Origin of the sequence: Cutibacterium sp., assembly GCF_030525615.1 — a bacterium.
GTDB lineage: Bacteria > Actinomycetota > Actinomycetes > Propionibacteriales > Propionibacteriaceae > Cutibacterium.
Genome location: NZ_JAUNEJ010000004.1, coordinates 43,790 through 63,669, shown reverse-complemented (window position 1 = coordinate 63,669; position 19,880 = coordinate 43,790). Strand labels below are relative to the sequence as shown.

Annotated in this window: 17 protein-coding genes; 9 read left to right on the top strand and 8 right to left on the bottom strand. The window is 61.3% G+C overall.

Annotated elements, in window-relative coordinates:
• The first annotated feature begins 4 nt into the window (after positions 1-4).
• The 5 genes from Q4B98_RS07225 to pstB all read left to right on the top strand — a co-directional run bounded on the left by Q4B98_RS07225 (position 5) and on the right by pstB (position 5,128).
• The gene (locus Q4B98_RS07225; RefSeq protein ID WP_303196453.1) at positions 5-946 is read left to right on the top strand and encodes an NUDIX hydrolase; all 942 of its coding nucleotides are present in this window, start codon (positions 5-7) and stop codon (positions 944-946) included.
• A 192-nt stretch (positions 947-1,138) separates the two neighbouring features.
• A complete protein-coding gene (pstS, locus tag Q4B98_RS07220) occupies positions 1,139-2,308 on the top strand; it encodes a phosphate ABC transporter substrate-binding protein PstS (protein WP_303196452.1) in 1,170 nt (389 codons plus the stop codon).
• A gap of 100 nt (positions 2,309-2,408) precedes the next feature.
• Positions 2,409-3,413: a phosphate ABC transporter permease subunit PstC gene (pstC, locus tag Q4B98_RS07215; protein ID WP_303196451.1), complete on the top strand. Its 1,005-nt coding sequence runs from the start codon at positions 2,409-2,411 to the stop codon at positions 3,411-3,413.
• Positions 3,410-4,333, top strand: a complete 924-nt coding sequence (pstA, locus tag Q4B98_RS07210) for a phosphate ABC transporter permease PstA (protein WP_303196450.1) — start codon at positions 3,410-3,412, stop codon at positions 4,331-4,333. Before pstC ends, pstA begins: the two co-directional genes overlap by 4 nt.
• 18 nt (positions 4,334-4,351) lie before the next feature.
• On the top strand, positions 4,352-5,128 hold the full coding sequence (gene pstB / locus Q4B98_RS07205) for a phosphate ABC transporter ATP-binding protein PstB (RefSeq protein ID WP_303196449.1): 777 nt from the start codon (positions 4,352-4,354) through the stop codon (positions 5,126-5,128).
• Positions 5,129-5,291: 163 nt separating this feature from the next.
• On the opposite strand, the gene Q4B98_RS07200 is transcribed toward pstB, so the two are convergent.
• Positions 5,292-6,713 carry a mycothione reductase gene (locus Q4B98_RS07200; protein ID WP_303196448.1) on the bottom strand — a complete coding sequence of 474 codons (1,422 nt, stop codon included), beginning with the start codon at positions 6,711-6,713 and terminating at the stop codon, positions 5,292-5,294.
• A 271-nt stretch (positions 6,714-6,984) separates the two neighbouring features.
• On the opposite strand from Q4B98_RS07200, the gene Q4B98_RS07195 reads away from it, so the two are divergent.
• From Q4B98_RS07195 to Q4B98_RS07180, 4 genes are all read left to right on the top strand, one after another.
• Positions 6,985-7,659: a DUF5134 domain-containing protein gene (locus Q4B98_RS07195; RefSeq protein ID WP_368492325.1), complete on the top strand. Its 675-nt coding sequence runs from the start codon at positions 6,985-6,987 to the stop codon at positions 7,657-7,659.
• Positions 7,660-7,848: 189 nt separating this feature from the next.
• A complete protein-coding gene (ilvD, locus tag Q4B98_RS07190; RefSeq protein ID WP_303196447.1) occupies positions 7,849-9,726 on the top strand; it encodes a dihydroxy-acid dehydratase in 1,878 nt (625 codons plus the stop codon).
• Positions 9,727-9,737: 11 nt separating this feature from the next.
• Entirely contained in the window at positions 9,738-11,261 is a 1,524-nt protein-coding gene (ilvA, locus tag Q4B98_RS07185; protein WP_303196446.1) for a threonine ammonia-lyase, biosynthetic, read from the top strand.
• Positions 11,262-11,284: 23 nt separating this feature from the next.
• On the top strand, positions 11,285-12,079 hold the full coding sequence (locus Q4B98_RS07180; RefSeq protein ID WP_303196445.1) for an SDR family oxidoreductase: 795 nt from the start codon (positions 11,285-11,287) through the stop codon (positions 12,077-12,079).
• Between the two features lie 30 nt (positions 12,080-12,109).
• Here Q4B98_RS07180 and Q4B98_RS07175 read toward each other — a convergent pair whose 3' ends face one another.
• The 7 genes from Q4B98_RS07175 to Q4B98_RS07145 form a co-directional block, all read right to left on the bottom strand.
• The gene (locus Q4B98_RS07175) at positions 12,110-13,564 is read right to left on the bottom strand and encodes a GerMN domain-containing protein (protein WP_303196444.1); all 1,455 of its coding nucleotides are present in this window, start codon (positions 13,562-13,564) and stop codon (positions 12,110-12,112) included.
• A complete protein-coding gene (gene ccsB, locus Q4B98_RS07170; protein ID WP_303196443.1) occupies positions 13,551-14,444 on the bottom strand; it encodes a c-type cytochrome biogenesis protein CcsB in 894 nt (297 codons plus the stop codon). The genes Q4B98_RS07175 and ccsB overlap by 14 nt, the downstream gene beginning before the upstream one ends.
• Positions 14,441-16,036 (bottom strand): cytochrome c biogenesis protein ResB, encoded by a 1,596-nt coding sequence (locus Q4B98_RS07165; protein WP_303196442.1) that lies wholly within the window; start codon positions 16,034-16,036, stop codon positions 14,441-14,443. The genes ccsB and Q4B98_RS07165 overlap by 4 nt, the downstream gene beginning before the upstream one ends.
• The gene (locus Q4B98_RS07160) at positions 16,036-16,746 is read right to left on the bottom strand and encodes a cytochrome c biogenesis CcdA family protein (protein ID WP_303196578.1); all 711 of its coding nucleotides are present in this window, start codon (positions 16,744-16,746) and stop codon (positions 16,036-16,038) included. The genes Q4B98_RS07165 and Q4B98_RS07160 overlap by 1 nt, the downstream gene beginning before the upstream one ends.
• Before the next feature lie 47 nt (positions 16,747-16,793).
• Positions 16,794-17,363, bottom strand: a complete 570-nt coding sequence (locus Q4B98_RS07155; protein WP_303196441.1) for a TlpA disulfide reductase family protein — start codon at positions 17,361-17,363, stop codon at positions 16,794-16,796.
• A complete protein-coding gene (locus Q4B98_RS07150; RefSeq protein WP_303196440.1) occupies positions 17,360-18,028 on the bottom strand; it encodes a histidine phosphatase family protein in 669 nt (222 codons plus the stop codon). The genes Q4B98_RS07155 and Q4B98_RS07150 overlap by 4 nt, the downstream gene beginning before the upstream one ends.
• Positions 18,029-18,099: 71 nt before the next feature.
• A complete protein-coding gene (locus Q4B98_RS07145; protein ID WP_303196439.1) occupies positions 18,100-19,806 on the bottom strand; it encodes a uroporphyrinogen-III synthase in 1,707 nt (568 codons plus the stop codon).
• Positions 19,807-19,880 lie beyond the last annotated feature (74 nt).

Genomic DNA, 19,880 nt, shown 5'->3' with positions numbered 1-19,880 from the left:
CGAGATGGGAAAGGGCCCTATCCAGGCTGCTGGTGCAGTCGTGTTGCGCAGCATTGACAGCACCGAGGGCACCCGTGAGGTGCTCGTCGTCCATCGACCCGACTATGACGACCTCTCCCTGCCCAAGGGAAAGGTTGAACCAGGAGAAGACCTCCCCATCACCGCAGTGCGCGAGGTTGCTGAGGAAACCGGAATCACCATCCGGTTGTCGATGCCTTTGCAGCCCACCGAATACACCGTCAAGCGCTCCACTCCCAGCGGCAAGCCGAAGTCGCGAGCAAAGATTGTGTCGTGGTGGCTCGGGGTTGCCATCGGCGGATCATTTCAGGAAGCGACCGCGAGTCCGGAGGAAGTTGACGGCGCGTTCTGGATTCCCACTGAGCAGGCATTAGAGCAGCTGAGCTATTCCACTGATGTCCAGGTCCTCGAGGAAGCCCTCGACCTACCGGCAACCTCGACAGTCATCCTCGTGCGTCATGGCAAGGCCGTCTCACGCAAGGAATGGGGTTCTCGCAAGAAGAAAGCCAAGGACGCCAAGCGCCCGCTGGAAAGGCGCGGTCGGCGTCAGGCCAAGGCGCTCAGTGACCTGCTCGGTGCTTTTGGGGTGTCTCGCCTTGCCAGCTCGTCGTCCACCAGATGTATGCAGACTCTTGAGCCGTATGCCAAGAGTATCGGGGCCGAGATCGTCGCGATTGACGCTCTCAGCGAGGAAACGTATAAGGATGACCCGGCGAAAACGGTGTCTGCCATGAGAAAAATCGCCGGTCGTGCCCTCTCGGATCCCTCACGTCCTATCGCAGTGTGTGGCCACAGACCTGTTCTGCCAACCATGCGGGACGCCCTCGGCGGGGCAAATCGCCCCATGTCAACTGCGGAATCCTTAATCGTTCATCTGGATGAGGCGGGGCATACGGTCCGGCAAGAGTGGTATTCGTCAAAATACTGACGTCAGGGGTCACGATCGGGCGCAAGGGGTCAGAATCGCCGGCTCGAAGCGGCTTTCTTCAATCAGGTTGCCATGGGTATTCACCTGGTGTTCACCTTGACGCGGTTGTTGCGACACCTTCAATCCGTAGCGTCAGCTCTGTACCAAGGACCGCAATGACGGCTCCAGGAGATCACTCGAAAAGGATGTGCCGTGACGAATCGTCTCGCCAAGATCACTGCTCTGGCTGCTATTAGCGCCATCTCCCTCACCGCTTGTGGTGCCAACGGCGAGGGCTCCAGCTCTGCCTCGTCGTCCGAAGCCACGACGGCTCCCGCCGCCAGCTCGGCTACCAGCGCTGACACCCAGTCCGGCGGCTCTTCGGCTGACGCTGCCTCCTTCAAGCCGACATGCCCTGGTGGCAACATCTCGGGTGCTGGCTCCTCAGCTCAGCTCAACGCCATCAACCAGGTCATTTCTGACTACAAGGCTGCGTGCTCCTCGGCCACCATCAACTACTCTCCCACCGGCTCGGGGGCTGGCGTGAAGTCCTTCATCGGCAAGCAGACCGACTGGGCCGGTTCCGACTCCGCTCTCAACAAGGACAAGGGTGAGCCTGACAAGGCCAAGCAGCGCTGCAATGCTGATCCGTGGCACCTGCCGCTGGCCGCCGGGCCGATTGCCGTGGTCTACAACGTTGACGGGGTGAAGGACCTGACCCTCTCGACCCCGACCCTCGCGAAGATCTTCTCCGGCGCTATCAAGCAGTGGGACGACCCGGCCATCAAGAAGGAGAACCCCTCCGCTACGCTCCCGTCCGCTCAGATCGAGGTCTTCTACCGTAAGGACGAGTCGGGCACCACCGACAACTTCACCGAATTCCTCAACAAGGCCGCTGGTGACATCTGGACCGAGAAGCACTCCAAGACCTGGAAGGGAGCTGGCAAGGGTGCCGACAAGTCGGCTGGAGTCGCTCAGGCTGTCAAGGACACCAAGAACTCGATCTCTTACGACGAGTGGTCCTACGCCACCAAGAACAACCTCGACATGGCCGCCATTGACAACGGCAACGGCCCGGTCAAGCTGACCGGAGAGTCCGCTGGCAAGGCCGTCTCGGCTGCCAAGATTGTGGGTCAGGGCAACGACCTGCAACTCGAGCTGCAGTACAAGGACACCCCGGCTGGTGTGTACCCCGCCGTTCTGGTCACCTACGAGATCGCTTGCTCCAAGGGCCAGGACGCCGCCAAGACCGCCCTTTTGAAGGATTTCCTGTCCTTCTACGCCTCCGAGCAGGAGCAGCAGAAGATCCAGGATCTCGGTTACGCTCCGCTGCCTTCCGATGTCGCTTCGAAGGTCTTGGCCTCCGCTCAGGCTCTCTCCTGATCGACGTTGCCCGGGTGATGTCATCCCGGTGCTCTGGGGCGGGAGGATAAACCGCGTCCTCCCGCCCCATCCCCACCTATGATCGCGACGAAGGAAGTCCATGGCTGAAACCACATCGACGGCGCACCGGCAGCCAACAGCCGCGTCCCGGATGAAACCGGTGTCCAGGCTCGGGGACAGGGTTTTTGCCGGCGCCTCGTCGGTCATCGCCATTGCGCTGGCCATCATCGTCATCCTGATGTTCATCTTCCTCATCAAGACGGCGGCACCGACCCTGGCGGCCAACACCGACAACTTTTTCACTTCCCGTGCCTGGACGACAGACCAGAATCCGCCGGCATTCGGTATCCAAGCCTTGCTGTGGACGACAATCATCTCGTCCCTTATCGCTTTAATCATCGCGGTTCCTCTCTCAGTGGGAATCGCTCTATTCATCACCCAGCTGGCGCCCAAGAAGCTCGCCAGCCCAGTCGCCTTCGTGGTCGACCTATTGGCCGCCGTCCCCTCCATCGTCTTCGGCCTGTGGGGCGGAACCGTCTTCGGCTCGTCAAGCATTGTCGCCGGCCTGCGCGACGTCATCATCGCAGTGCTCGGCTGGATTCCGATCTTCTCGGAAGACCCGTCGTGGTCCTCTGCCACCGGAACGGTCTTCCTTGCCAGCCTGGTTCTGGCCATCATGATTTTGCCGATCATCACTGCTGTCAGCCGCGACGTCATGGCCCAGACCCCGCACGATCAAATCGAGGCTGCACTGGCCTTGGGGGCGACGCGCTGGGAAGTCATCAAGCTTGCTGTGCTCCCCCACTCCCGGTCCGGAATCATCTCAGGGTCCATGCTCGGCCTAGGTCGTGCTCTCGGCGAGACGCTGGCAGTTACCTTGATTCTGCAAACGATTAGCCCAATGGCCCTCAAAGAGAAACTCAACCTGTCGATCTTCGTCGGCGGCGAGACCTTCGCCTCGAAGATCGCAGGTAACTTCTCCGAAGCCATCAGTGACCCCACCTCGCTGGGCGCCTTGGTGGCGTCGGCCCTGGCCCTGTTCGTCATCACCTTCGTGGTCAACGCAGCTGCCCGCATGATCGCGGCGAAGGGAGTCAAGCGATGAGCGCCTCTGCCCACACCGCACACGCGGAGAACATTCCTGAGATCGGCAAACTGGACCTCTCACGCCCATCCGGCAAACGGACCACCAAGAGCGGCTGCGCGTCGGTGTTCATGGTTGTCGCCACCTTGCTGGCCATCATCCCATTGGCGTGGTTGCTGATCGCAGCCATCCGCCGAGGTATTGGCTCCCTCTTGCATGCTGCCTGGTGGACCCACTCGATGGACCCCTCTTTCGAGCTGGTTGAGCAGGGGGCCATCCACGCCATCGTCGGAACCATCGAGATTGGTCTTATCACCTCGATCATTTCCGTGCCGATCGCCCTTCTGACCGCCATCTTCCTGGTGGAGTACGCCCGAGGCACAAAGATCGCCAAGGTCGTCAGCTTCGCCGTTGACGTCCTGACCGGTGTGCCGTCGATCGTCGCAGCGTTGTTCATCTTCGCCGTGATCGTCACCACCTTTGGAGGGACCCAGTCAGCCTGGGCCTCCTCCTTGGCTCTCATGATCCTCATGGTGCCGACGGTGCTGCGTTCCACTGAAGAAATGCTCAAGCTTGTTCCGGACTCGCTGCGCGAGGCGTCGTTCGCGTTGGGCGTGTCCAAGTGGAAGACGATCATGAAGGTTGTCTTGCCGACCTCGATGACCGGCATTCTCACCGGTATCGTGCTCGGCCTGGCACGAGTGATGGGCGAGACGGCACCGCTCATCGTGTTGCTGCAGTTCAACACCGAGCTGACCTTCAACCCGTCAACCCCAAACTTCGCGACTCTGCCGACCGTCATCACGAACGCCTACACTCAGGGCGGCGTGGATACCCCGGTCGTCTGGGGCGCTGCAATCACGCTAATCATCCTCGTCATGGGACTCAACCTCATTGCCCGTGGTATCTCGCGTCGATACATGCGTCGCATGGGCAAGTGACACGAAAGAGAGCTGAATATGGCAAAGCGGATCGAGGCCAAGGACCTCAACATCTACTACGGCTCTTTCCACGCCGTTGAGTCGGTGAACCTGACCGTCGAACCCCGCACCGTGACGGCCTTCATCGGCCCGTCCGGCTGTGGCAAGTCGACGGTGCTGCGGACCCTCAACCGTATGCACGAGGTCATCCCCGGCGCTTACTGCACCGGCAAGGTGGAGCTTGACGGAGTTGACCTCTACGGCAAGGGGGTCGACCCGGTCGCGGTACGACGCAATATCGGCATGGTGTTCCAGCGCGCCAATCCGTTCCCAGCGATGTCGATTCGCGACAACGTCGTAGCCGGCCTGAAACTCAACGGCGTGCGCGACAACAAACTGCTTGACGAGGCCTGTGAGAAGTCGCTGCGCGGGGCCATCTTGTGGGACGAGGTCAAAGATCGTCTAGATCGTTCCGGCGCCTCCCTGTCTGGTGGTCAGCAGCAGCGTCTATGCATAGCCCGTGCCATCGCCGTCGAGCCGGAGGTCATTCTCATGGACGAACCCTGCTCAGCCCTGGATCCGATCTCGACCTTGGCCATCGAGGACCTTATCGGTGAGCTCAAGGAACGGTTCACAGTGGTCATCGTGACCCACAACATGCAGCAGGCCGCTCGCGTCTCTGACCAGACAGCCTTCTTCAATCTGAAGGCCCAAGGAGAGCCAGGACGTCTTGTGGAGATCGACCGCACCGACAAGATCTTCTCCAACCCGAAGGAGAAAGCCACCGAAGATTACATCTCCGGTCGTTTCGGCTGAGTCGGCAGACATGTGCGCCCTCGTGGGCAAAAAGCCGGTATCGACTTTCATCCTGGCGGCACCACCCATCTGCTGTTGCTCAGGGACACGGCTACCCAGCAGCAATTGCGTTGATGGGGTGCTGGCGGCAGGCCAACGCTGAGATGCGAAAGCAGCCGCATCCCTAGGCCCTCGGCCTTGCCCCCGTGGCAATCCTGTCAAACTCCTTGTCAAGGCCCAGCAGCGCGTTTTCCACGACCTCAGGCAAGGCGGGGTGTATCCAATACTGACCTCGTGCCATCTCACTGACCGTCTGCCCCGCACTCATTCCTTGAATGCAAGTCTGTATCAGGGTTGATGCCTGCGGACCGATGATATGAGCACCCAACAGCGTCCTGGTCTTCGGGTCACCCAGTACCTTGACACAGTGTCCCTCATCCTCCATCGCCCAGCCATAGGCAACATCCGCGTACTCCTGAAGGTACTTGCCGTAGGGGGTGTCAGACTGCAGCAGTTCTTGCTCGGTCGCACCCACTGAAGCCACCTGGGGATTCGAGAACACCGCATGAGGCACGAATCGGTGATCCGAACTAGCTAAGTCATCGGGGTGCAGCAGATTATGCCTCACCACCCGAGCCTCGTGGTTGGCCACATGCTTGAGTTCCCAGTGGGAGCACACGTCGCCAAGCGCCCAAATATGGTCAACGCTGGTCCGCTGGTGCGCATCGACGACCACGAATCCGTCATCATCGACGTCAACTCCGGCAGCCGGAAGGTTCAAGCGGTCTGCATTGGGCACCCGGCCCATGGCATTGAGAACGATGTCGGCTGGATAATCGTAATCAACTCCGTCACCGTCAACGGTCAAAACTACGAGGTGCCCACCTGGATCACGATCAATGCCCATCACATCTTCCGACATCCGCAGCCTGACGCGACGACCAATCTGTGTGGTAAACCGCTGGGAAATCTCCTGGTCCTCATGACGCAGCATTCGCCCAGACCGATTAATGACGGTCACACTAGACCCCAGCGCAGAGAAGATATGCGCGAACTCAGCAGCGATGAACCCGCCGCCAAGAATCACCAGACGGTGAGGTAGCTCCGGCAATCTCATGATGGTGTCGGATGTGTGGATCGACCTCGCCAGACTGGGGTCGTCGAGGCCAAGGATGTCAGGGACTCGGGGCCGCGATCCTGCTGCCAGGACGATCTGGTCAGCGGTAATGCGGGAGTCCCCGACCTCGATGGTGTGGGAATCGACGAACTTCGCCTCAGCGGTGTAGACGTCGATGTTCTTTGATCCCTGGCGGTACTCAAGCCCGCTGTGAGAAATAGGATCAATTCGTCCAAAGATCCGATCACGGATGGCGGCAAAGGAAGCCCCGTGGAACTGCAAATTGACTCCCAGTCTGGCTGCTTCAGACGGAGAGGTCGCAAAATCTGCCGGGAGCACAAACATCTTCGTCGGTATGCAGCCGACGTTGAGGCAGGTGCCTCCAAAAGTCCCCGAGTCGATGATGGCGGCACGCCGATCGGCGAATTCCTCATCCAAGATCGTGTTTCCCGAGCCCGAACCAATAACGACGATGTCGTAGTGCTCCATGACTCCAGTGTGTCATGTCGAGCCACAGCAGATCATTCAACCCAGCGAGAGGGGGCACATGTCGCACGATAGGCGTACCGATCCCACTGGCAGGTATGGTGATCGTCAGACCGTACCTAGGATCCGCCGGTTTTCATCGGACCATCCCCCACGGTCCCGTCCCCCTGGGGACACGTTCGTAGAACCCACCCCAGGGCTGCCCATTGACTCCCTGTGGGTCCGGTGACATGCCGCGATTCGGCACGCTGCCGGATCCCAACCCAGGAGCGGAATGTTCACCCTTACGTCAACGCCCGTCACCTTCGTCGGGCTTCTCATCCTCTTTGCATGGTCCCTCATGTGGTCGGTGCGAGACGCCGTCAAGGCACCCACCGTTGTCACGAAGATCTCCACATGGGTCCACGTCCTGATGGCCGTCGCCATGATTCTCATGGTGCCCAAGTCGTGGTGGAAACCCCTCGTCTCGGCTATCGGGGGACCGACCACACCCGTCGTGATCTTCGCCATCTGCACGGCGTGGATGGTCTTCATGGCCGCCTGGCGATCCTCGTGGTCATCGTGGGGCCACGCCGCCATGTTTGCCGCCATGGTCTGGCACCTCGCCGCTATGCGCGCAATGTCGGCGGCTCCAAAGCACACCGGCATGGCAGACCACAGCGCAATGAACCAGGGAATGCAAACGGCTATGGGTAGCCATGATTTCGCCGTCGCCGGAATCCCCCTCATGGTCGCCCTGTTGGCCCTGGCCATTGCTGGTCTGTGGCGAACCATCAGCGGCAAAGCGGAGAACCCTGGCAAGGTTCCCACTTGTCATGTGGTGGCCACCGAACCGCTGGCAATTCGCCTTTCCGGCCTGGCCGATTTCGCGATGGCTTTCGGTATGTTCTGGATGAGCACTGGTCTGCTCGCCCCGATCATCCCCTTCATGGCACATCTACACCCCTGAATCACGTCTCGGAATACGGACCACCGTTCCATGTTCCTGAACACTGCTAGCGTCACACCCATGATGAACGGCTGGAGTCTCATTACCCGGCGCGCGGTCTGACCACGCACCGGAATCCAACCGCGCGCCCTCCTTCCACTTCCGGACGGAGGGCGTCGTCATGTGTACGCAATTGTCGAGGGGAACACGATGCCTACGCTGAGATCCGCCACCAGCACCACCGGACGCGCCATGGCCGGAGCCCGCGCTCTCTGGCGCGCCACTGGCACTAAGGACAACGAATTCGGCCGTCCCATCGTGGCGATCGCGAACTCCTTCACCCAATTCGTCCCCGGACACGTCGGGCTGCGCGAGGTCGGGAAAATCGTGGCAGATCAGGTGCGCGCCGCCGGAGGTGTGCCCAAGGAGTTCAATACCATCGCCGTTGATGATGGGATCGCCATGGGTCACGACGGTATGCTCTACTCCCTACCCAGCCGCGAACTCATCGCAGACTCCGTGGAATACATGGTCAACGCTCACTGCGCCGACGCTCTGGTGTGCATTTCCAACTGCGACAAAATCACCCCCGGAATGCTGATGGCTGCGTTGCGTCTGAACATTCCGACAGTCTTCGTCTCTGGCGGCCCGATGGAGGCCGGCAAGGCGACCTTGACTGACGGGGAGCGCAAGCTCGACCTCATCGACGCCATGGTCGCCGCCGGTGACGAAACAGCTGCCGATTCCGACGTTGAGCTCATGGAGGCCAACGCCTGCCCAACTTGTGGATCTTGTTCCGGTATGTTCACGGCCAACTCGATGAACTGTCTGACGGAGGCCCTCGGTCTCTCCCTGCCCGGCAACGGTTCGCTGCTGGCCACCCATGCCGATCGCCGCAAGCTCTTTGAGACGGCCGGACGTACTGTCGTCTCCCTTGCTCAGCGCTGGTACGACCAGGACGATGCCTCCGTCCTTCCTCGCTCCATCGCCACCAAGGCGGCTTTCAACAACGCCATGAGCCTGGACATCGCGATGGGTGGCTCGACGAACACGGTCCTGCACCTGTTGGCCGCCGCACAGGAGGGTGGGGTCGATTTCACCATGGCTGACATCGACTCCCTGTCGCGCAAGGTCCCCCACCTGTGCAAGGTCGCCCCCTCCACCAATGTCTTCCACGTTGAGGATGTCCACCGTGCGGGCGGTGTGCTCGGTATTCTCGCCGAGCTCGACCGAGGCGGACTTCTCGACACCACCACGTCGACGGTGTGGTCCCCCGACGGCAACCCGACGACGATGGCCGTCGAAATCGCCAGCCATGACCTGATGAACGACCCCGACCCGGACATCCGTACCCTCTACGCGGCTGCTCCTGGCGGGGTGCGCACTACCGAGATGTTCTCCCAGTCCTCGCGCTGGAAGAGCCTCGACACCGACCGCGCTGCTGGCTGTATCCGCGACATCGAGCACGCCTACTCTGCCGACGGTGGCCTGGCGGTGCTGTTCGGTAACATCGCGGAACGCGGCTGTATCGTCAAGACCGCTGGTGTCGACGAGTCAATCCTCACTTTCTCCGGTCCCGCCGTCGTATACGAGTCCCAAGACGATGCTGTCGCCGGAATCCTTGGCAAGAAGGTCAAGGCCGGAGATGTCGTCGTCATCCGGCACGAGGGTCCCAAGGGCGGACCCGGTATGCAGGAAATGCTGTACCCGACGAGCTACCTGAAGTCAGTGCATTTAGGCAAGGAGTGTGCCCTGCTCACTGACGGTCGGTTCTCCGGTGGCACCTCTGGGTTGTCCATTGGCCACGTCTCCCCTGAGGCTGCCTCCGGTGGTCTTATTGGGTTGGTCCGCGACGGGGACACCATCACCATCGACATTCCCAACCGCACCATCAGCCTTGACGTCGACGACTCGGAGCTGACACGTCGCCGGGAGGAAGAGGAGGCCCGCGGGGCTGACGCCTGGACCCCACACACACCACGTCCACGCCATGTTTCAACCGCTCTGCGCGCCTACGGTTTGCTAGCCTCTTCAGCCGACCGTGGCGGCGTACGTGACCTGTCCCAAGTCCGCCCAGTGGCCGACTGAGGAGATCGTCGATGTCTGTCATGAGTGACCAGGAATACTTACGCGCCGTGCTGCGGGCACCGGTCTATGAGGTGGCTGAAAAAACCCCACTCGAACCCATGCCGAGTGTCTCGACTCGCCTCGACAACACAGTGCTGGTGAAAAGGGAAGATCGTCAGACGGTCCACTCGTTCAAAATCCGCGGTGCCTACAACCGAATGCGTAACCTAACCGAGGAGGAGCGTCGTGCCGGAGTGGTGACGGCTTCGGCCGGCAACCACGCCCAGGGGGTCGCCCTCTCCGCTGCCCGGCTTGGGGTCACCGCGAAGATCGTGATGCCGAAGCCCACTCCGTCGATCAAGGTTGACGCGGTGCGCCATCTTGGCGGCGAGGTGGTGTTGGCCGGGGGTTCCTTCGATGAGGCCAAAACTCACGCCCTTGAACTGGCCGAGGCTGAAGGGCTGACCTATGTCGCCCCGTTTGACGACCCGATGGTCATTGCTGGCCAGGGGACCATTGGTCTGGAACTTATTCAAGACGCCGCCGACGTCAATCGGATATTCGTCCCGGTGGGTGGCGGTGGTCTTGCCGCTGGGATCGCGGTTCTCGTCAAGCAGCTCATGCCCCAGGTCAAGATCATCGGGGTGGAGCCGGCTGAGTCGGCATGTCTGGCGGCCGCGATGGAGGCCGGTGGACCCGTCACCTTGGACCGGGTGTCTCTGTTCGCCGAGGGTGTCGCCGTCGCCCGCATCGGCGATGAGACCTTCCGTATCCTGGTCAGTCACCTCGACGACGTTGTCACCGTCGACTCTGATGAAATCAGCGCTGCCGTCAAGGATCTCTTCGACGACGTTCGTGCCGTCGCCGAGCCAGCCGGGGCCGTCGGACTGGCCGGACTCAAGAAGTATGCCCGCGCTCACGACATCCACGGCGAACAGCTCGCCACCATACTGAGCGGGGCCAACCTCAACTTCGGGTCCCTGCGTCACATCGCAGAACGCGCCGAAATCGGCGGGCACCGCGAGGGGATGTTCGGAGTCATCATCGACGAGCGCCCGGGAGCCTTCCTGGACTTCTGCCGACTGCTGGGTGGCCGGATGGTCACCGAGTTCAACTATCGTCTTGCCGACGACGACTCCGCTGCCATCTTCGTCGGTGTGCAGTTGGCACATCGCGACGAGCGAGCCGAAATCGTCGAGACCCTCCGCAATGCCGGACACCGGGTTGTTGATCTGTCTGATGACGAGGCAGCGAAAACCCATGTCCGCTACATGGTCGGTGGACATCCGTCGCGGGCCGTTGGGGAGAAGGTCGTCTCCTTCGTCTTCCCGGAGTCTCCGGGGGCGCTGACCCACTTCTTGACCACTCTGGGCACTCGCTGGAACATCTCCCTGTTCCACTACCGATCTTTCGCGATGGACACCGGCCGAGTGCTGGCCGGTTTTGAGGGGGCAGCTGACGACCCTGACCTGCCCGCTCATCTCGACCACATCGGGTACCCGTGGACTGACGTCTCGGATTCCCCCTCGTATCAGATGTTCCTGCGGGAGCGTTGAGGGTTACGTGGAACACTTGTGGCATGACTGACACGGATGCAACTCGCGACGAACGCCCGTGGGCACTGGTGAGCGGGGCCAGTGGTGGACTAGGGCAGGCATTCAGCCGATACTTGGCCAACTGCGGGGTCAATCTTGTCTTGACTGGACGCCGCCAACACGTCCTCGACGATCTCGCCACCAACCTCACGACTCGATATGGGATTCGTACCATTGTTCACCCCTGTGATCTTGCCTCGGCGTCTGAGCGGTTGGCCCTGGTGGAGGACGTCACCAAGCGTGGCATTGTCATCGACACCCTCGTCAACAATGCTGGGTTCGGCGCGGCTGGCCGAATTGCCGAAACGGACCCGGTACGTCAAACCTCTCAGGTGGAGGTCAACTGTGAGGCTGTCGTCCACCTGTGCGGGCTGCTGCTGCCCGGCATGATCGCAGCAAAGCAGGGCTCGATCATCAACGTTGCTTCTACCGCCGCGTTCCAGCCCATCCCCCAGTTCGCCACCTATGCAGCATCCAAATCCTTCGTGCTGTCTTTCACGAAAGCGCTGTGGGCTGAGACGAATGGCACCGGAGTGCGTGTTACAGCGATCTGTCCGGGGCCGACGGAGACGGCATTCTTCGATGTGGCCGGTGTGCCACAGATGGCAGCCGGAACACGTCGCCAGCCTGATGATGTGGTGCGCACCGCTTTTGACGCTCTGGCTCGTCATCGTCCCTACACCATTGACGGGTTCATCAACCGCGCCGTCGCTGGGTTGGCACCCCACTTGCCCCCTCGTCTGGTGATGGCAGAGGCAGAAAAACTCCTCACGGTCTGACTGGCACCGCTACTTGTCTGACCAGTAGCGCTACTTGGCGGTGACAACCTTGTTGTCAACGACTCGGTTTCCCTCCCGGATTACCACGCCATACTCCCCTTTGGGCATGGTGACGGTGGCGCTCCAGGGGCGCCACTGGTCACCGTCAGCAGCCGATATGTTGATCTGCCCGCTGGTGATGGTCTGACCGCCTCGCGGGGATTTCACTTCATAGGTCATCACTGAGACTGTGGGTTGGGCGAGGCCGCTGATGGCGACCTTGCCGACCGGCACAGTCGCGCCAGCCTGCGGCGAGTCGACCCACACTCGAGCACACTGGGCAAGCCCCTGATCGACGAAATCTGCAGCAGGTTTTCCAATGATCGGCAGGTTAGGCGAGCCATCAATGAGAATGCGTACCGACTTGTTGCCGGTGCGGTCGCCAACGGCCTCCGTCGCGGTGACAACGAGCTGTTGAACGGCTCGTTTCACCTGGTCACCGCTCTGGAACTGGTCAAAGGCGGAGGCCGACAGGTCAAGAGTAATGCGATTCCCAGTAACCGACGCCCGATTCACCTGGCCAGCTGCCCATCCTGATGTGTAGTTCGGGTCAAGGGGAGCGACGTTGAGAACCGCTCCGACAGCCGTACCCAACCGGTCGCCGAGGGTCGGCAAGTCACGCAATTCACGATGGACGAGGCCATCTTCGCGACCGAGGTAGAAGACTTCCAGACCGGTCTGGATCGTCGACAACGACTTGTCACTGATCTGCGGGGTCGGAGCGACCGGTGTCGGCTGCGGATTACTTGTCGTCGAGCTGTCATGTGAACCCAGCAGCGGTAACGCAATGCCCACACCCAACGCAACCAGACAAGCCAAAGCAACGATCCACTTGGCGGGACGACGCGGTTGCCGGGAAATCTGGGAGGTGATGTCGTCATAGCGGGAATTCGGATGAATCGATTCCATGATGGTTCCTAGAGCCGAGCGCACGACTGCCTCAACTCGAGGATCGGCTTGGCCGGGATTCGTGTGGGAACCAGGGCGCAAGGTCTCTCCGATAGTGGTGAGGGCCTTCGCCTCGTTATTGCGAACGCCGTGGACGCTCATACCCAGAGTGTCGGCGATCTCGTCGTCTGACAGATCCACTGTCGCGAGTTTGAGAATCAATGCTTGTCGCTGCCGGGCCGACAGCCCCCGCAGACACCAGTACGCCAACTCCTCAGGGTCGCGAGGAGGGGTGGTGTCTCGTTCCGCCGGCTGTCGTCCCCTGACCTTGTTGGCTACGGCAGTGCCCAGGTACGTCACCGCGTGTTGATAGGAATGCAGTTGCGGGTCGCGTCGATAGCTGGTGACAAAGGCTGCAGCGACCGCGTCTTCAGCGGCTTGCTGGTCTGCCAAGACCAAGGTGGCCAGCTTGACGAAGACGTCCCACTTGTCTTGATAAAGCTGGGGAAGCCACTCGTCGCGGGATTCGAAGAAGGAACCCATGTCAGATACCGGCATAGGAGTGCAACCCGTTGAAGATAAGGTTCACGCCGATGAAGTTAAACCAGAAACAGGCCACCCCAATGATCGCGATGATGGCGGCCGGGCGCCCGCGCCAACCAGCCGTGGAGCGCGCGTGTAGATAGGCGGCGTAGACCACCCAGGTCACCAGGGACCAGGTCTCCTTGGGATCCCAGCCCCAGAAACGTCCCCATGCGTACTCAGCCCAGATCGAGCCAGCGGCGATGGTGAAGGTCCAGATCGGGAAGCCAATCGCGTGGGCTCGGTAGGCCAGAGTATCCATGGACTCCAGGGAGGGAAGTTTTGCGAGCACTCCCTTGACGGGGACCCCGGTGCGATTGACTCTGGCCTGAGCGTTCATGGAGACGAGGTACATGATCGACGCGATAGCACCAACGTTGAGCGCCGCAGCAGCGATACATGCCGCAACGATGTGGATAACAAACCACACGGAGTGCAGAGCTGGCACCAGAGGTGCCACTGCCACGTAGAACACGGTTGCCGCCAACCCATTGCCCACAGCGAGCAGCAAGGTGACGGCAATACCCATCCACCTGATGTGACGCACGGCAACAAGCACCAGGTATGCAATGACGACGAAGAGAAGGGCCGAGGTGACGAACTCGTACATATTGCCCCATGGCAACCGGTGAGCAGCAATACCACGGCAGACAACACCGATGGCTGCACACACAGCGCCCAGGACGGTGAGGTTGAGACCCATTCGGCCCCATGTCTCCGATCGCAACTGCGCCTTGTCGCTGGGGTGCTCACTCCCGCGCACACTCGCCCATTCCACCACGTGCGCAAGGAAGGCGATCATGTAAAGCACCGCTGCCGTGACGATACCGACAGCCGACAGATTCTCCACGCTCACGACTCGTCCTCCTTGGTGTCGCCAGACATGCTATCTTCACACACCGCTGCCAACAGGGAGTTGACGTCGTCGACTGCCCCAGATCGCGAGTCGCTGCGGTCCAGGCCACCGACTTCCACGATCAGGCCGTCATCGGTCGGAGTGGTCCTCACCCAGGCTCGTCGGGACCGAGAAAACAAGCTCAAGCACAGGCCCGCCACAGACAGCAGCACCGAGAGGAAGGTTAGCGGGAGACCGGGGGTCTGCGATACCTGGATTTTTGCCCAGCGCTGCCATCCGTTGAACTGAATTGTCCCCTTGCCACCAGGTAGCTCGTATCCCTGCCCGGGAGACAACACGAACCGGGATTTTTCCTTGCCGTCGGTCGCCTGGGTCATACCCGTGGTGTCGAGGGTGTATACGTTCGACGGCACCCCCGTCTCGACGGCCGGTTTGCCGTACCAGGCAGTGAGGTAAAGCTGCGGGTTGAGGGCGTCGGGAAACAGGGAGGTCGGTCCACCAGCAGTGATCGCACCGGTCGGTAGGAAGAATCCCTGGAAGGCCAGTCGGTCCGGGCGAGCGTCAGGAGCCTTGATGACGCCAACGGATGTGAAATTGCCGTCCTGTGGCAGGAAAACCACTGGCCCGGAATACGCCACCTTGCCATTCCCGTCACGCACGAGAACGTCAGCAGCGTACCCGTGGCCCAGCAGATGAACCTTGGTCGAACCGACCCGCAACGGATGGTTGACCTGCACGTCGCGAGTTTCGGTTTTGCCGTCAACGGTCAGGTCAACGGTGGCGTCGAAACTGCGAGCAGCACCGCGCTGGACCTCTCCGGTTTCGAAAGAGGCTGTGAACTTCCGCAGCTTCATCGAGAACGGGGACAGATTGTCGGTGTTGACCATCGCCCCAGCTTTGAACTCGTCGTATTGAGTGATGTTGTTGGAAAACCCCTGCCCCTCCACGACGACAGATGTTCCTTTGAACCCCCACAAGGTATTCCATCCCACCCCGATGAGCAGGAAGACGAGGAAGACATGAAAGATGAGGTTACCGGTCTCGCGGTGACGACCTGCCTCAGCACGGATGGAGCCGTCGTCGTCAACGACAACCCGGTAGTGACGGGACTTCAACCATTGCTGGGCACGCTTACCGACCTCTTCAGCGGAATCGGTCGTGGTCGTTGAGGCGTAAGCCGCCAGGCGATCCAGTCTCGCAGGGACTCGGGGAGGTTGTCGGCGCAGCGCCTTCACGTGGCTGACAATGCGCGGGACGATACAGCCGATGAGGCTGATGAATAGCAACAGGTAGATCGCCGAGAACCACACCGAGGTGTAGACGTGGTACATCCCCAACGGTCGGTAGATCCGGTCCAAGGTGGGGTGAGTGGCGGCAAAGTCGGAAACCTTCATCGCGCTGTTGGCACTCTGCGGCACCAGCGAACCCGGAATAGCCGCCAACGCCAATAGGAACAGCAGGATGAGGGCCGTCCTCATACTCGTCAACTGACCCCACAACCACCGCATAAGTGCGCGGAAACCAAGGCCCCTTCGGGCCGAGGTTGCGCTCTTTGAGTCGGTCACTTTCCCGTCTTTCACGCAATCACCCATCAGATCATCGCCCCGAACTTCGCTGCCCAGGTTCGCACCACCGCCATCATCGACTCCCACCACCCGGTGACCAAGAGCACACCGATGGCCATCATGAGCACTCCCCCGACCTGCTGCACGAGATGTTGGTGAGCACGCACGGCGTCGATCGTGCGGCCAATCCACACCAGTGCTGCGGCGGCAGCAACGAACGGGATTCCCAGACCCAACGAATAACACGTAGCCAGCACCGCGCCGCGAACTGCTGATCCTTCAGTCAATGACAGCCCGTAAACCACGGAGAGGGCCGGACCGATACACGGTGTCCAGCCCAACCCGAAGACGATTCCCAGGATTGGGGCAGCCGCCAATCCTGCCCGTGGCAGACGGTGAATCCGCACGTCGCGTCGCCCCAGCGGGACAAAACCGGCGAACATCGCGCCCAGCAGGACCGTCAGGACTCCGACGCTAATCTCAATCGCTCGCCGATGGCCCATAAGTGCCCGGCCAAGGCTGCCGATGACAGTTCCGGTGGCGACGAACACGATCGTGAACCCCACCACGAAAAGGACGGTGCCGATCACGGTACGGGCACGGCGTCGTCCCTCGATGATGTCGGCCGCACCCAGGCCCGTCACATAGCTGAGATAGCCAGGTACCAGCGGCAGGACGCATGGTGAGAAGAAGGACAGCAGACCGGCAAACACCGCCACCGGGATCGCCCCGGCCATTGATCCCGTCAGTGTTCCTACCGCCCAGGACCCCAGGTCGAGGGGCGTCACTGGCTCTCCTTGGCAACGTCATCAATCGCCTGGACGAGGGTGGCAGTGCTCACCTCTCCCAGGAATCGAGCGGCAGAACGTCCTTTGCGGTCGATGACGAGGGTGGACGGGATGGCTTTGGGAGGCAGCTCGGTGAATTTGAGCAGCATGGCCCCGTCTGGGTCGTAGAAGCTCGGGTAGGTGACCTGGAATGCTCGAGAGAACGCCTGGGCCGGCTCTCGGTTCAAGTCCCGGGTGTTAATCCCGTAGAACGCGGCTACGTCCTTGGTTCGATCGGCAGCCTTGACCAGGGCTGGGGCCTCGTGGCGACAGGGCGCGCACCAAGAACCCCACACATTGATGACGGTGACCTTACCTTTGGCGTCAGCGGTGCTGATCTCCTTGCCGTCGAGGTCCTTGCCAGTGAGGACGGGGGCAGGCTCACGCTTGTCGGCGGCGACCTTCGACCAAGATCCGTCCCCAGCCGCGAAACCCTTGTCATCGCTGGCCGAGGTCGATGAGCACGCCGATACCCCAGCCACTACGAGAGTTACCGCCGCGAGGATAGCGATAAACCGAGTCCTCACTCCGGCGCACCGCCTGCGGAGATATTGGCTCGACGGTCCTTGGCAGGAATGAGGTCACGAGCAGGCTCGCAGTAATCGACACGCACGATTCGACCGTCGAGCACCCCGAAGCTCGTCACGGAGGCGAGGGTACACTGCCGGGATCGTGGATCATGAGGGAGACGTCGTCCCTCAGCTGCGCAACGTGCAATCCAGATCGGCAGCTGATGGGACACGATGAGGGCCTGCCCGCCCTCGGGAACCTCTTGTGCCGCACGCAGGATCGCCCGAGTCATCCGTTCGGCGATATCGACGTAAGGTTCTCCCCAGCTCGGGGTGAATGGGTTGGACAGATGACGCCAGTTTCGGGGGTTACGCAAGGCCTTGTTGCCCTTGCCAAAGACTTGACCTTCGAAGACATTGGCCGCCTCGATGACGTCGGAATCAATGCGCACCTCAAGCTGCGGGTAGAGCGCGGCGATGGGAGCCATCGTCTCTTGAGCGCGCTCCAACGGCGAACTCACCAGAGCAGACAGCTCGGTACCTGCGAAGTGCTCGGCGGCGCGTGCTGCCATCCGACGCCCCAGCGCCGACAGGTGATATCCGGGCATACATCCGTACAAAACCCCGGTCGGGTTGTCGACCTCGCCGTGGCGCAACAGGTGGACGGTTGTCGTGGCACCCATCGTGTCCCCTTCCGATACCTCGCGGGCCGAAGAACCCGCCTCTGCTCATGACCCTACGTCATGAGACTGGGTTAGCGTGACGGACGACGACCCCGACGCTTGCGCTGGGAAGGACGGACCACCGGCAGGCCGTTGGCAACCATCTCGTCACGACGTTTCGCGGCAAAATCGGCCAGGGCGTCAGCCAGGCTTATGGCGGTCGGCTCCGGAGCAATGACGTCAACGGTCAAGCCATGCTCCCGACAGGTCTCAGCCGTACGCATACCCACTGCAGCGACGACGGTGTGCTTGTGCGGCTTACCGGCAATACCGACGAGGTTGCGCACAGTCGTCGAGGAGGTAAAGACAACGGCGTCGAACTTGCCGGTCTTGATGGCCTCGCGAGTTTCGGCTGGCGGTGGGGCGGCGCGCACGGTGCGATATCCGACGACATCTTCAACCTCCCAGCCCAGCTCGGACAGGCTGGCCGATAGCGACTCCGTGGCGATGTCGGCACGGGGCACGAAGACCCGGTTGATGGGGTCAAGGACGTCATCGAAGGCCGGGAACACTGCAGCCAGGGCACGGGTGGACTGCTCCCCGGAGGGCACAAGGTCGGCTCGCACTCCCTGCTCGGCCAGGGCATTGACCGTCGAGTCGAAGATGGCAGCGATCCGCAAACCCGAATATGCGCGGGTGTCCAGACCGATCTGCTCCAGCTTTTCTGAGACGGCACGCACGGCATTGGCAGAGGTGAAGACGACCCACTCGTAGCGTCCCTCGACGAGGCCGCGAATGGCCTTGTCCATCTGCTGTGGGGTGCGCGGTGGCTCCATCGAGATCGTCGGTACGTCAAGGGAGTGGGCACCATAACTCTGCAGCCGCGACGGCAGGGTCGCGGAGTGGTCTCGGGTACGCGGGATAAGAATGCTCCAGCCGAACAGCGGCTTGGACTCATACCAATCCAGCTCTTCGCGGGCCGGGGCCTCGACGACCTTGCCGATAGCAATATGAATCGACTCGTCGTCTGCTAGTCGAGCGCCCTTGGCGGTGCGCGGCAACTCGCCAAGAGTGGTGGTGTAGGTGGTCTGCTGAGTCGTTGCGCCACGACAGATCAGGGCTGCCGGCTCGTCCTTACTGCGCCCAGACGCCACGGCGTGCTCGACGACTTCCTTGATCCGATCGGCCGAGGTGTTGACAACAATGAGCCCGTTGGCCGACCACACCGATCCGTTACCCTCGACGTCACGCTGGCAGGCAGCGTTACCGACGAGCTGAACGTCATGACCGTGCAGTGTCAGTCCGGCATACTCCGGGACTGCGGTCATGCCAGTCACTCCGGGAACCACATCGACGTCACGGTCGGCGCGCGCAACAGCGGCAGCCTCCGCGCTGATATCTCCGTCGAGGAAGGGGTCCCCATTGACCAGACGGACGACCTCAAGTCCTTGAGATGTCGCATTGATAATGGCAGCAGTGGTGTCAGCACAGTATTCGTCGACCTCGACCGGCCTGGGTGAACCGGTTCCGGGCACCACATTTGCCTCTTCGTCAGCACCGCCAGCCGAGACGATCCTGACGTCGGGGCGCAGGTTCAAGAAATCACTGCCGAGCAGAATACGGTGACCGGGACATGAGATGACGATGACTTGGGCCCGATTGATAGCGTCGACGGCCCTCAAGGTCAACAAATTCGGATCTCCCGGGCCAGTGCCCACAAATTGCACCCGAGCCTGAGCCGACGCGGTACCCAGATCACCGGCCGGCTGAGAAGTCGGCTGGGGAGCCTCGTCAGTCATCTGGAGTCCTTCCGGTGTCTGCCGCCGTGTCGGGCGACGTTCTCAAATATTGAGTATCGTAGTCAATAATGCCC